General features: G+C 40.4%; 13 protein-coding genes and 2 pseudogenes. 12 read left to right on the top strand and 3 right to left on the bottom strand.

Going from position 1 to position 13,897, the window contains the following annotated elements:
* The first annotated feature begins 10 nt into the window (after window positions 1-10).
* From RCG23_RS24930 to RCG23_RS24885, 10 genes and pseudogenes are all read left to right on the top strand, one after another.
* The gene (locus RCG23_RS24930; protein WP_308177884.1) at window positions 11-895 is read left to right on the top strand and encodes an NAD(P)/FAD-dependent oxidoreductase; all 885 of its coding nucleotides are present in this window, start codon (window positions 11-13) and stop codon (window positions 893-895) included.
* A gap of 29 nt (window positions 896-924) precedes the next feature.
* A complete protein-coding gene (locus tag RCG23_RS24925) occupies window positions 925-1,236 on the top strand; it encodes an FAD-dependent oxidoreductase (RefSeq protein ID WP_308177883.1) in 312 nt (103 codons plus the stop codon).
* A 77-nt stretch (window positions 1,237-1,313) separates the two neighbouring features.
* A pseudogene (locus RCG23_RS24920) lies at window positions 1,314-1,975 on the top strand (CoA transferase subunit A).
* Window positions 1,972-2,628: a 3-oxoacid CoA-transferase subunit B gene (locus tag RCG23_RS24915; protein WP_308177882.1), complete on the top strand. Its 657-nt coding sequence runs from the start codon at window positions 1,972-1,974 to the stop codon at window positions 2,626-2,628. The pseudogene RCG23_RS24920 and the gene RCG23_RS24915 overlap by 4 nt, the downstream one beginning before the upstream one ends.
* Before the next feature lie 57 nt (window positions 2,629-2,685).
* Window positions 2,686-3,423, top strand: a complete 738-nt coding sequence (locus RCG23_RS24910; RefSeq protein ID WP_308177881.1) for an aminotransferase class III-fold pyridoxal phosphate-dependent enzyme — start codon at window positions 2,686-2,688, stop codon at window positions 3,421-3,423.
* Window positions 3,321-4,073 carry an aminotransferase class III-fold pyridoxal phosphate-dependent enzyme gene (locus tag RCG23_RS24905; protein WP_308180174.1) on the top strand — a complete coding sequence of 251 codons (753 nt, stop codon included), beginning with the start codon at window positions 3,321-3,323 and terminating at the stop codon, window positions 4,071-4,073. Before RCG23_RS24910 ends, RCG23_RS24905 begins: the two co-directional genes overlap by 103 nt.
* Entirely contained in the window at window positions 4,057-5,343 is a 1,287-nt protein-coding gene (locus RCG23_RS24900; protein ID WP_308177880.1) for an aspartate aminotransferase family protein, read from the top strand. The genes RCG23_RS24905 and RCG23_RS24900 overlap by 17 nt, the downstream gene beginning before the upstream one ends.
* A gap of 13 nt (window positions 5,344-5,356) precedes the next feature.
* Complete coding sequence (locus RCG23_RS24895) at window positions 5,357-6,805, top strand: aldehyde dehydrogenase family protein (RefSeq protein WP_308177879.1); 1,449 nt, start codon at window positions 5,357-5,359, stop codon at window positions 6,803-6,805.
* A gap of 43 nt (window positions 6,806-6,848) precedes the next feature.
* A complete protein-coding gene (locus RCG23_RS24890; RefSeq protein ID WP_308177878.1) occupies window positions 6,849-8,351 on the top strand; it encodes a M81 family metallopeptidase in 1,503 nt (500 codons plus the stop codon).
* 4 nt (window positions 8,352-8,355) lie between these two features.
* Entirely contained in the window at window positions 8,356-8,832 is a 477-nt protein-coding gene (locus RCG23_RS24885; RefSeq protein ID WP_308177877.1) for a GNAT family N-acetyltransferase, read from the top strand.
* A gap of 109 nt (window positions 8,833-8,941) precedes the next feature.
* On the opposite strand, the gene RCG23_RS24880 is transcribed toward RCG23_RS24885, so the two are convergent.
* Window positions 8,942-10,285, bottom strand: a complete 1,344-nt coding sequence (locus RCG23_RS24880) for a TldD/PmbA family protein (RefSeq protein WP_308177876.1) — start codon at window positions 10,283-10,285, stop codon at window positions 8,942-8,944.
* Between the two features lie 3 nt (window positions 10,286-10,288).
* The gene (locus RCG23_RS24875) at window positions 10,289-11,677 is read right to left on the bottom strand and encodes a TldD/PmbA family protein (protein WP_308177875.1); all 1,389 of its coding nucleotides are present in this window, start codon (window positions 11,675-11,677) and stop codon (window positions 10,289-10,291) included.
* A 514-nt stretch (window positions 11,678-12,191) separates the two neighbouring features.
* On the opposite strand from RCG23_RS24875, the pseudogene RCG23_RS24870 reads away from it, so the two are divergent.
* A pseudogene (locus RCG23_RS24870) lies at window positions 12,192-12,663 on the top strand (DinB family protein).
* Window positions 12,664-12,807: 144 nt separating this feature from the next.
* Here RCG23_RS24870 and RCG23_RS24865 read toward each other — a convergent pair.
* A complete protein-coding gene (locus RCG23_RS24865; RefSeq protein WP_308177874.1) occupies window positions 12,808-13,071 on the bottom strand; it encodes a hypothetical protein in 264 nt (87 codons plus the stop codon).
* Between the two features lie 244 nt (window positions 13,072-13,315).
* On the opposite strand from RCG23_RS24865, the gene RCG23_RS24860 reads away from it, so the two are divergent.
* Window positions 13,316-13,867, top strand: a complete 552-nt coding sequence (locus tag RCG23_RS24860) for a GNAT family N-acetyltransferase (RefSeq protein ID WP_308177873.1) — start codon at window positions 13,316-13,318, stop codon at window positions 13,865-13,867.
* Window positions 13,868-13,897 lie beyond the last annotated feature (30 nt).

Here is a 13,897-nt window from a genome sequence, read left to right as displayed (position 1 = left end):
GGGGAAGAAAATGAAAGTGGATGTGGTAGTGGTTGGGGGAGGTCCTGCTGGTTTATCTGCAGCCATCGAAATTGGATCTAGAGGCGGGAATGTCGTAGTAATCGATGATCATCCAACACCAGGAGGAAAATTGCTTGGTCAACTGCATCAAGAGGGAAATCATTCAAAGTGGTGGAAGGGATTCGAGAATGCTCAAAAATTAAGACAAACTGCCCTAGCAGCCAACGTTACCATTCTTTCTAATAAGCAGGTTTGGGGCTTGGAACTAGGATGGAAGGTGCACATTTCTGATTTGGTCCAGAATGAACCAGGAATGGAAATCCAAGCAGATTGTGTATTGCTTGCTACTGGTGCTGTTGAAAAGCCAATACCGATTCCTGGGTGGACATTGCCAGGTGTGCTATCCATTGGTGCGGCACAAGTGATGACAAATGTATATCAAGTATTGCCAGGAAAAAAAGTAATCGTTATAGGCATTGATATTCTGTCACTATCAATTGCACGGTCCCTGAAGCTTGCCGGAGCGGATGTAATAGGAATTTACATGCTTCCACATAGTCCATTCTCCAATTATGCTTCCCCGCTATTACAGCTAGAAACGTTAAATAAGATGACAGATTTTGCTCCTTCTAAAATGATTAGATTTGCAGGCAAGCTATTAAAAACGAAAACCGGGAGAAAGATTGCTGCCAAATATTACCCGCCAAAGGGAATGAAAATGTGGGGAATTCCTATCCATTTAAGGCACACAATCCTTAAGATAAATGGGACTCAAGAGGTGGACAGTGTAACAATTTCTAAGATTGATGTAGATGGAAACCCTATTGGAGAACAAAAGGTCATCCAGGCCGATACAGTCTGTGTCTCCGGAACCTTAGCCCATTATACGAACTAGCGGCAACGGTAGGATGTAAATTTGTTACGTTGGAAGGATTATCAGGTACGGTGCCATTACATAATAAAGAGCTTCAAACAACAGTTCCCAATCTTTTTGTTGCTGGAAATATTACCGGAATTGAGGGAGCAAAAGTTGCTATGGCACAGGGAACATTAGCAGGTAAGTCTATCTGCAAAAGATTGAAAATTGGAAAAATTAATGAGACAGATATTGAAGAATCGATTTCTTTTGTGGAACATAGCAGAAAATTATCCGATATTAAGTTCCATCCAAACGTTTCAGAAGCAAGAAAGGACCTGGAGGGTTTATGGAGCAGGTGGGCACAGGCACATACGTAATGATAGATGTTAAATCATGCATATTTTCTTCTTCGCTTTTTTGAATAAAAATAGAATGGCTAAATGGAGGAAACCGAATGAAAAAGCTGATCTCATCCAATGAAGCTGCTTCATTAATTAAAGACGGAAGTCGAATCATGGTGGGTGGATTCGGTTTAGTTGGATGCCCGTTAACGTTAATCCACTCCTTGTTTCTTTCGGAAGTAAAAGAATTAGAGATTATAAGTAATAACTTAGGTGAACCAGGCAGAGGGCTGGGTGTACTCGTAAGGAACAAAAGAGTGAGAAAGGGAATCGGTTCTTATTTTACCTCTAACCCAGACGTAGTAAAGGCATATCAAATGGGGGAGTTAGAGATTGAGCTAATTCCACAAGGTACCTTATCTGAGGCCATTCGAGCAGGAGGAGCGGCATTGCTGGTTTTTTTACGCCAGTTGGTGCAGGAACTTTAATTGCTGCTGGTAAGGAAGAAAGAATAATAGATGAAAAAAAATATATTTTCCAGCCGTCCTTAAAGGCAGATTTTGCCCTTATTAAAGCGCATAAGGCGGATGAACTCGGCAACTTAGTTTTTACAAAGTCAGCCAGGAACTTTAATCCGAATATGGCAACGGCAGCAAAGGTAGTCATTGTGGAAGTAGATGAAATCGTTAAAGTGGGTGAACTTTCACCTGAGGAAATCGTAATCCCACACCTATTCGTTGACTATATCGTAATGAAGGAGCTGGAAATGCCATGAACCCAAAAGAATTTATTGCAAGGAGAGCAGCACAGGCTCTCGAGGATGGAGATATTGTGAACCTCGGTATTGGCATTCCAACGCAGGTCGCAGATTTTGTACCACCTGATATTGAAGTGTTTCTCCATTCTGAAAATGGAATATTAGGTGTTGGACCTTCCCCGAAGCCAGAACAAGTGGATAAACAGCTAGTGAATGCTGGAAAGCTGCCAGTGACAGTGGAGGCTGGAGCATCATTTTTTGACAGTGCTTCATCATTTGCGATGATTCGGGGTGGTCATGTAGATGTCTCTATTCTTGGGGTGCTTCAAGTAGACGAAAAAGGAAGAGTGGCAAATTGGGCTGTACCTGGTAAAAGTGTGCTGGGGGTAGGGGGAGCAATGGACTTGCTGGAAGGCTCGAGAAAAGTCATCGTTACAACCCTTCATACTACAAAAGAAGGGGAATCAAAAATTGTAAAATGGCTTCAGTATCCGATGACTTCTGAACGAAAGGCAGATCTCATTATTACTGAACTTGCCGTATTTGAAGTGGATGATGAAGGACTCGTCTTAAAGGAAACAGCACCTGAAATAACGATTGATCACGTAAAAAAACATACGGAGGCAAGCTTCAAGGTTTCATTGAACACTGTTGTGAAGGGAGTATGGTGAATGATTGACTAGTCATTACAAATGCCAGTGTTAAAGAATAGCAAAGGTGGTGAAAGAATGGAAAGAGAGCTATTAGAAGATTATGTGTTCCATAGGGACTTTTCAAAAACGTATCCTATTATCACCCACGGTAAAGGAATTTATCTATATGATGAGAACGGAAAAAGCTATATTGATGCCTGTTCAGGTGCCGTTGCTGCAAACTTAGGCCATGGTGTGGAAGAAATAGCTGATGCCATGGCATTACAAGCCAAGAAGGCTGCCTTCGTACATACGATGAGATTTGAAACGGAGGTATTGTTCAAGCTTGCTGAAAAAATTGCAAAACTAGCACCGGATTCCATGAACAAGGTTTATTTTACAAGTGGTGGGTCCGAAGCAAATGAAAGTGCTATAAAGCTGGCAAGGCAGTTTCATAGGGATGAAGGTAGACCTGAAAAACACATCGTAATCGGCAGGTGGCAATCCTATCACGGAAACACGTTTGGATCTCTTTCAGCAGGTGGAGATATTAAGCGCCGTCAGGTTTATACACCAAACCTAATGAATTTCAGCCATATTCATTCTCCGAATTGTAAACGATGTCCCTATCAGAGAGAAAAAGAGGATTGTGATTATAAGGAAAATTGGTCATGTGTCCGCGATTTTGAAAGCGTTGTCCTGGAACTCGGCCAGACCAGGTTTCTGCCTTCATTGCTGAGCCAATTGTCGGCAGTCAGCTTGGTGCAGTCAGTCCCCCGGAATCTTATTTTAAAAAGATTCGAAAGATCTGTGACAAGTACAATATTGTTTTAATTGTGGATGAGGTAATGACGGGTTTTGGACGAACTGGTAAGGACTTTGGCATCGAGCACTTCGGGATAACCCCTGACATTATGACATTCGGAAAGGGAGTTTCCGCTGGCTATGCCCCTCTTGCTGGCATGGTTGTTCATGATCGGATTGTCGATAGCTTAATTCAAAATGGCAAGGGCAAATTTGTTCATGGATCCACGTACAGTGGCAGCCCAGTCTCAGTCGCTGCAGGATTGTCTGTGTTAACTATTTATGAAAGAGAAAATATCGTGGCCAAGGTTCAAGTTGTAGGTGATTACCTGAAGGAACAGCTATTGGCGCTGAAAAAACGATCTCCAATCATATTCGATGTGCGTGGAGAAGGACTTCTATTGGGAATTGAATTAGCTGCTGATGGAGAAAAGGGAACACCAATTAAGAGTGAAATCCACGCCTCTGAGCGAATTAATAGTATAGCGATGGAGCTTGGTGCGGTGTTTTATCCGGGCAGTGGATCAATAAACGGATGCCTTGGAGACCATTTATTAATTACCCCGCCTCTGACAGTTACAACTGATGAGATCGATGAAATGATAAGGATACTTGAAAATTCTCTACAGATTTTTATTAAAGAATTGAAGGAGGAAAAGGTGTATGAAGGTGCAAAATAAATCACAGGAAATTAAAGAAAAGGCAAAAAAACATTTATCCCCAGTCTTGACAAGGGTAACAGAATTAGTCGTAGAAAAAGCAAAGGGAGCTAGATTTTGGACAGCTGATGGTGATGAATACATTGACTTTGTGTCTGGTGTAGCTGTAAATGCTGTCGGTCACGCGAATGACGCGATGGTTCAAGCTATTAAAAAACAAGCAGAGTCGTTTATTCATTTCGGATTGAACTATGGCTATTATGAATCGGCTGCCAACCTTGCAGAGAAAATCGCTGAAATCACGCCAGGCAATCTGGATACCGTATTTTTCGCGAATTCAGGTGGAGAAGCGATTGATGGAGCCTTAAAACTAGCTCGGGCAGCTACTGGCAGACCAGGGATCATTGCCTTTGAAGGTTCCTTCCATGGGAGAACACTTGGGGCAACGGCCATCACTGCTTCTAGCTCCAAATATCGAAAATACTATGAACCTATTTTAGGAGAGGTCTATCACGCTCCATATCCATACCCATCACAATTAAAGGGTGTGAAAGAAGAAGAGATTGTTCCTTATTGTTTACACCAGCTTCAAAAAATCTTTGATTTACGGATTGATCCTTCACGCGTGGCTGCTGTGGTTATTGAACCAGTGATGGGTGAAGGCGGATATTTCCCAGCTCCGGTTGAATTCTTGCAGGAGCTTAGAAAAATAACAGAAAAACATGGAATTCTCTTAATCTTTGATGAGGTTCAAACTGGATTTCGCAGCACCGGGAAAATGTTCGCAGCAGAGCATTCTGGTGTAACTCCTGACATTATGGTTTTAGCAAAGGCGCTATCTGGCGGAATGCCGCTTGGAGCGATCGTTGCAAGCAGGGAGCTCCATGAAAAATGGCCAATTGGAGGGCATGGTTCAACTTTTGGAGGGAATCCGATTTCTTGTGCAGCAGCTCTAGCGAATATTAATGTCATTGAAGAAGAAAAACTAGTCGACCGAAGCAGGGATTTAGGGGCAAAGATTGTAGAACGATTAAAGGAATCCCTAAATGGGCTACCTGGAATTAAGGAAATTCACGGTTTAGGAATGATGATCGGAATTGAATTCCACGAGGATTTTGCCAGCCATGCTGTTCCGCTTATCAAGCAAAAATGTTTAGAACATAAACTTCTGATCATGAATTGTGGTGTACAAGGACAAACGATTAGATTAATGCTTCCACTTAATATTAATGAGGAAGATTTACATCAAGGTTTGTCCATTTTAGAAGACGCCATAAAAGATACACTATAAAGGAGGCAATCGGATGATTCAACAAGCAACCAAAAAAGGATTGTATATAAACGGGTCTTGGATTCTAGAAGAGGACCAGGAATTTTTTGAGAGTCTGAATCCTGCTACAGAGGAAGTAGTTGGCTATTGTCCTGCTGCTACAGCTTCCCAGGTGGATGATGCCGTTGAAAGTGCGAGATCCGCTTTTAAAATGTGGAAAAACACACCACTTCCAGAAAGAGCACAATTTCTTTGGAAAGCAGCAAAGGCTTTTGAAGAGAAAAGGGATATTTTAGCTCAAATGATGACTCAGGAAATGGGTAAGGTATTAGCTGAATCACTTGGAGAAGTGGGTGTCGTAATTGAAACCTGCAAGTACATGGCAGGAGAAGGACGAAGACTATTCGGTGAAACCGTTGGTGCTGGCGCCGATAATCGTCATATTATGATGATTCGTGAGCCTGTTGGGGTAGTGACTTGTATTACTCCATGGAATTTCCCAGTATCTTTGGCAGGCTATAAAATTTTGGCAGCCCTAATCAGTGGGAATACAGTCGTTTGGAAACCGGCTTCCGAGGTTGCTTTATCGGCACAAATTTTCACAGATGTTTTTCATGATATTGGCCTTCCAAAGGGTGTATTGAATTTGATTACAGGTTCTGGAAGCAAGGTGGGTGCACAGCTTGCGGAACATAAAGACGTTAAGGTCATTTCGTTTACGGGCTCAACTGAAGTAGGAATTAAGCTATCCGAAACAGCTGCCAAAACGTTAAAAAGAGTAGCCTTAGAGCTAGGAGGGAAAAATGCAGCTATTGTCTTAAAGGATGCAGACCTTAAGCAAGCTGCGGAAGCGATCGTAAAGGCTGCCTTTACGACTACCGGTCAAAGATGTACAGCTGCAAGCCGGGTGATTGTTGAGTCCGAAGTGAAGGATGAATTACTTCAGCGGGTCGTTTCTCTAACGAAACAACTAAAAGCAGGAAATGGACTCGAACCAGGTATTGATATCGGTCCGTTAACTAATAAACAGCAGATTCAAACGGTTGAAAAATATGTAGATTTAGCCGTCTCCCAAGGTTCGGTGATTGAATGTGGCGGGAGGCGTATATTCAGTGAAAGAGGATTCTTTTATGAGCCTACAATCTTAAGCAATGTAAAAATAGATGATACGGTTGCCCAAGAAGAAATATTTGGACCGGTTCTGGCGTTCATAGAGGTCGATAGCTTTGAAGAAGCAATAGAAGTAAATAATGATACCATATACGGACTATCCACTTCCTTGTTTACTAGCAGCCTTCATTTTGCAAATCGTGGTGCCAAAGAAATCGAAAGCGGGTTGGTTTACATTAATAATGGTACCTCCAATGCTGAACTTGGAATCGCTTTTGGTGGAACTAAGCATTCCGGCAATGGACATCGAGAAGTTTCGCATCATGCCTTTGATGTGATGACAGAATGGAAGTCGATTTATACGACTTATTAGAATGTTTTTTTAAAATTGATTAACTACCACAAGGAGATGCTTTATGAAAAAGCTTCGAATCGGGATTGCTTTTTTCTATCATGAATCCCATAGTTTCGCTCCTATAAAAACGGATATTCAAGCTTTTTATAATGAAGGATATTTTAAAGGAGCCGAAATTTTTTCTGCCTATACTGCGACCAAAACAGAAGTAGGCGGCTTTTTGGATGTTTTGTCAAAGGTAGAACAAATTGAAATCGTTCCATTATTGTGTGCAGCTGCGACTCCTTCAGGGCCGGTAACGGACGAAGCCTATCAGCAAATTGAAGGAGAAATGCTGACCGAAATCGAGAAGGCAGGGAAGCTGGATGGTTTGCTTCTAGCTTTACATGGTGCAATGGTAGTGGAAGGTATTTTTGACCCTGAAGAGAAACTGTTAAAGGAAATCAGAAATTTGATCGGGCATGATATTCCCATCGCAACCACTCTAGATATGCACGCAAATTTAAGTGCAACGATGTTAAACCATACACCTTATCATTTTGGGTTTAAAACGTATCCTCATGTTGACATGTATGATCAAGGGGTGAATGCAGCTACATTACTTCTGGAGCATTTACTGGAGAAAAAGCGCTATGCGGCTTCTTTCATCAAGCTTCCGATGATGCCTCCTTCTATTAACATGCGGACTGAGGAAGGACCCATGCATGAATTGATGGTGCTTGCTTCTAAACTTGAAAGTTATGATTTTATTAAAAATGCTTCTGTTTTTGGCGGCTTTCCTTATTCCGACATTCCGATAGTAGGGGCAAGCGTCCTTGTCATTGCCAACGATCAAAATAATGCAGATCATGCAGCAAGAGAATTAGCCAACAAATTCTGGGAGATTCGTGACGATTTTATTATGGAGCTCCCAACAGTTAAAGAGGGCATGAAGATTGCTTTGTCCATGGAAGTAGTAAAACCAATTGTATTGGCAGATATCTCGGATAATCCTTTAAGCTGTGGGAGTGGGGACACGACTCTTTTATTAGAAGAATTTATTTACGAAAACAATCCGAAAACATTATTTGGTGGATTGACTGACCCAGAATCGATTGAAAGATGCAGAAACGCTGGAGTTGGCAGTACTGTTATGCTTGAGCTTGGCGGAAAAACTTCTCCTGAATTTGGAGGGTCAGTTAAAGTCAAAGCAGAGGTGATGGCCCTGTCAGATGGCGTTTTTTACAATAGTGGCCCATTTAATCAACACTTACGAGTGGATGTTAAAGGAGCAGCCTACATTCGAGCAGGAAATGTGGACATTCTTTTGATAGGCCGTCCTATGTCAGCTAATGACCCTGAGATGTTCCGACATATAGGTATTGAGCCGACTTCCTATACCATTTTAGGATTAAAAGTGAAAAATCATTTCCGGGCAGCCTTTGATCCCATAATTAGTAAGGTAATATATGTCGATGCTCCAGGAGTGGCATCCAATGGTTTAAGTCATTTTCCGTATAAAAATATCCCAGAGGACATCTGGCCGCTTAAAGATATAGAGTTTACTGAAGTCGAGGAGGTATAAAGATATGATGATCATGGAAAAACCTTTTTACATCGATATTCCAACTAAATTAACACCCGAAGAACAAAAAATGATGATGGAGCTCGAAGTTGATGCATTTCCTGGGACAGGTGCCGTTGATGAACAAACACTTGTTCCAATCGCCCGTTTTGGAAAGCTAATTTTATATAGACACCAAGATGAGAATCGACCCGTGGCAGTTTGTGAATGCATAAGAGATTATCATAACCCGGATAAAGCTTATATTTTTGGCTATTACGTTAGATCCGACTATAAAGGTAAGGGAATCGGAAAACAGTTCTTACAAGAGGTATGTTCCATTCTTAAAAATGACGGGTTATCGATCGTTTGCTTAACGGTTAGCGTAAAGAACCTGCCAGCCGTAAACCTATATGAAAGAGAAGGATTTGAAGTAAAAGAAACAAGATACTCCGAATTCGGTGTTGGGGAAGATCGATATTATATGGAGAAATTGCTTTAGGATTTGTTTACACCTGATAATAACTAACCACAGACTTTTCAGTACAAAAACAAAAAAATGCTGAGCCTTAATAATGCTCAGCATTTTTTGCTTAATAAATAAAACAATTTTACTCCACAGTAACCGACAATGATTTAACTAAAACCGATGGGGACCCAATTGGTGAAAGTGGGAAAGTTAGGTCAGAACCTATTTCCTCGACATTTTGTAGTAATTGATAAAAATTACCCGCAATGGTCATTAAGTTTACAGGAAATTGAACCTTACCGTCTTTCACAAAGTAACCATTGGCGGCAACTGAGAAATCACCTGAAACTTTGTTTGCTCCTGAATGCAAGCCAGATAGATGGGTAATCAATATGCCTTCTCCCATGGATGCGAGTAAATCCTCAAATAGAGTAGGGGAGGGCTGGATATAAAGATTGGATGGTCCGACCTTGATCGCACTTTTATAGGAATCCTTATGTGCATGTCCTGTGGTTTCCGTTTGATCTTTTTTTGCGGTCTTTTGATTATAAAGCAAGGATTGTAAAACACCGGATTCAACTAATGTAAGCTTGCTGGATGCAACACCTTCACTATCAAAAGTCCTGCTCGCAAGACCATCCTCCAGGAATGGATCATCAACGATTGTAATCTTTTGACTTGCAATCTGCTTTCCAAGCTTATCCATTAATGATGAAATACCCGCTTGCGTGTTTTCTGCTGAAAAATTAGGCGAAAAAGTGGCAAAAAGGTTAGCTGCTGCATCATTTCTTAACAGAACAGGGTAGTCCTTGCTCTCGATATTCCTCGATCCTAGTTGGGAGAGTGCCTCTTCTGCGGCCTTTTTGGCGATTTCCTTTGCATTTAAACGATGGAAGTCTTTTGTCACTATAAATTCAAAGGATGTTTTGGTTTCTTCTCCGTCCTTCACGATAGCTTCCACAATCACATACAAATAATTATTTTGATCCGTTAGAGACAAGCCTTTATTATTTGCAAGGCTTCTTGAGAGCGACTCGGAGCGAATGAAACAATAATCCGTTGCAGCAATTCTTGGATCATAGGCCAGTAATTCGCGTTCAACGTCCTTAATGAATTGTATTTTTTCAGGAATGGTTACCTCATTTAACGCTGTGGAGAAAAAGTTCGTTTGTTCATAATGACTGCTTCCAGAAAAAATTTCCTCAACCTCGTCATCATTCATAATCTGTGTATTTTCTTTTGCACTTTCTAACAAGAAGGGGATGGAGGCATCATCTATTTTTTCAGAATAAGCGTAGCCCATTTTACCATTGATGATACCCCGGAAGGATACACCGCCATCTTCGGCTATTTCATATTGATCAATTTCCCCTTTGTACACCTGGCAGCCAAAAACTTCTTTCTTTTCAAAATAAATTTCTACATCGGTATATCCACTATTTTGAGCAGCATTAAATAGCTTCGTTTGAAATTCTTGTACCATCATCGCTTATTCCCCCTTAGTCCCACCGACAGTTATTTCGCTGACACGAATCATTGGCTGACCCACGTTCACCGGAATGCTTCCACTTTGGGAACCACACATCCCTGCACCATGGCCTAAATTATTTCCAACCATATCGACCAGCTGTAAGGTTTTTGGACCATTTCCGATTAAAGTCGCGCCTTTTAATGGTTTACCGAGCTTACCATTTTTCACTTCATACGCTTCCATGATGGCAAAGTTATAATCGCCTGTAGCAGGATTGACTTGGCCACCGCCCATATATTTTGCATAAATACCATGTTCAGTATTGGCAATGATCTCTTCAGGCGTTGATTTTCCTGGAGCAATATAGGTATTGGTCATCCTTGAGGTTGGCGCGAAACGGAAGGATTGTCTTCTGCCTGAACCGGTCGATTCCATGCCCATTCTTCGTGAATTAAATTTATCTATTAAATAGCCTTTAAGAATACCATTTTCGATGAGAACATTTTTCCTTGCCTTTTCGCCTTCATCGTCGATATTAATGGAGCCCCATTCATTTTGCAGTGTGCCGTCATCGATATATGAAACGATTTCCGGGGCAACTTGTTCTCCAAGGCGATTCGCAAAAACGGAATTATCTTTGGCAACGCAGGTTGCTTCTAATCCATGCCCGCATGCTTCATGAAAAATAACGCCGCCAAATTCATTATCAATAATGACAGGAAATTTCCCGCTTGGACATGGACTCGCATCTAACATTGTTACCGCAATACGGGAGGATTCTTTTGCATAATGGTCCATATTTAGGTTTTCGAAGAACTCAAAGCCCTGATGTGCACCAGGTCCGTAGAAGCCGGTTTCCATCTGGTTGTCCCTGACTGCTACAGATTGTATCGCCAGCCTTGAACGAATTCGTTTGTCTTCAATAAATTTTCCTTCTGAATTGGCAATCAGTACATTTTGTTCCTCATCCATATAACGGACGGTTACCTGCGTAATACTAGAGTGATAGTTTTTTGCTTTATCAAAGGCATTTTTCATGACGGCTGCTTTCCGAGACTTATCAACTTCTTGCGGCATTAATTGTACAGGATGAAGGGTATCAAAGGACTGTTGGACAAATGGAGCTAGTTGAATAACCGTATTTCCCTTAATGGCTTGTGCTGCATTTTTAGCTGCTTTAATAAGTCCCTCCTTACTAAAATCTGTTGTATACGCATACACGCTTTGAAATCCTTTAAACACACGAATCCCGATTCCAAAATCACGTCCTGAAAGACATGTATCAATTTTCCCGCTTTGCAGGGTGATGTTATTCGTAAAACGATCTTCCACGAAAATCTCCGAAAAATCCCCACCTGTTGATAGAGCCGCTGTCAGTACATCTTCAATTACAGTTTGACTTAGCATATAGACCTCCCAATATCTTTTTAAGTTACAAAGATTCAAACTATGTATGTAGAATCCTCCTATATGAATATACGTTTCATCCCTACAACATTCCTCCTAAAAGTAGTTAAAATTTCCTGTCATGAAAACCTGCATAAGAATTTTCGAATTTCGTTAAGGGGAATAAGATATTGGGTGCTGTTTAGGACTTGAATATTTTTATAGATGAGTAATAAGCCATTCAAACACAGTTAAGCAGCTTAATATCACTGGTGTTGCAGGTAGATAGTATATTGATATCAAGTGATAGCAATTTGATAATAGCAGATGATAACAGCAATCATGGCTGATTTTGTGAAAAATTGCATTTTATAATTGGGGTATTCGATTTTGTGGTGGCTCTCTCTAATCAATTGTTTAATATAAAATCAGAGCAAGGCATTTATGGAAACATTGTCCAGTATTTGTCTGTATGGTAAGCTGATGATATAAAACCGTAGTAATATTCTGATAACCATTCAAGGAGGAGATGGCTTTGAATCGAATTGACTTGCTTTTAAAGGTGCTAGATTCAACGTTCGATAAGGAGAGCTGGTATGCGCCGTTCAAACATGCAATTGAAGGAATCACTGCAGAACAAGCTAACTGGAGACCCACTGGAGAGGCAACCAAAACAATTTGGGAGAACGTTAATCATCTCATTTATTACAAAGAGAGACTTGGAACAAAAATGGACTGGCCGTGAATGGACATATAATCTCGACGGTGATGAAACTTTCGATTTTACCAAACAATCTAACGTTGAGAAGGACTGGAAGGAAGTCGTTGATCGTGCCGAAAACGCTCATCACAGTTTAAGACAGATACTGAGTAAAACTTCCGTTGAAGAGCTTGACCAGGATTCCCTTGAAGGGAAACTTCTGGACATCATGCTTCACGACGCATACCATACAGGACAAATTATTCAAATCAGAAAAATGCAAGGGTCCTGGCCTTCCCATCGTTGACAGAACGTTATGTACTAAGATTGTAAATTGTTTCACTTAAAATGGTGGCATTACTTTAAGAAGCAATTGAATACAAATAGAAATGGCTCAGAACAGTCACCTGAGCCATTTTATTTTTAATTTGAAAAAACATTACAAACCAATTTAATAATCCCAGTCACCTAATTTGCTTTGTCTATATTGTTTGTTTTCCTTCTTTTCCTTTCTCTCGGTGCGAAGTGAGACCACCTTTAGGGATAGAACATAAAACAGTGACAGGAATAGGAAGATAAAAAACAATGTGTTTTCTACTGAAAAAATAGAGGGTGCTACCACCACCCCTGGCAGGTTATTGAAGAAAAAAACAACAAAAAATGCTGCAAAGCTGCTTGCCATCAATCCAAGCATGGTGCGATGATACTTTTTCATGGTTCAACCCATCCTTTACCGTTTTCGTTAATGTGAGCATCCCAGTACCTTTATTGGTATTATTTCGGCCTTCATTAACCAATATATGTGCTCAATTTCCGGATTGAACTAAGGAAAGTTAAAAAGCTGAGTTGGTATGGATTATTAAACTTAAAATATTTAATTTACATAATTAATGTTACTATTTTGAAGATATAGTTTTTTTCAGAGTAGCTTTATCAAATCTTGAGAGGAGGGAATTTCAATGGAAAAAGACTTTCCTATGATTAATACAAAAAGATTAATCTTACGAGAAGTAACAACGAAGGATGCGAATGATATGTTTAACTATCTATCTGATAAAGATGTTGTTAAACATATGGGAATAGCACCTTTCCAGACAATAAATGACGTCTGGGATGAAATTGGGTGGTATAACTCTATTTATGAAAAAGGAACAGGAATTAGATGGGGTATTACACTAAAAGAGTCTGGAAAGGTTATAGGAAGTTGTGGTTTTCTCAATATGCTTCCCAAACATTTCCGAGCAGAGGTTGGATTTGAATTAAGCAAAGATTTCTGGGGAAATGGGATTGCTAGTGAAGCTTTGGAAGCTGTTGTTAGATATGGATATCACCATTTTCAATTAGAAAGAATTGAGGCATTAATCGAACCTGCTAATGTCGCATCACAAATACTTGTAGAAAAACAAGGCTTCATAAGAGAAGGGTTACTGAGACATTATGAATTTACTTGTGGTAAATTCGATGATTTATATATGTACTCAATCTTAAAAGAAGATATTAATCTTATTTAATTGGAAGCGATGAGATTCACGAAATTGAAC

It is taken from the genome of Neobacillus sp. PS3-34, assembly GCF_030915465.1.
Classification (GTDB): Bacteria; Bacillota; Bacilli; order Bacillales; family Cytobacillaceae; genus Neobacillus_A.
This window is presented reverse-complemented; position numbering and strand designations above follow the sequence as displayed.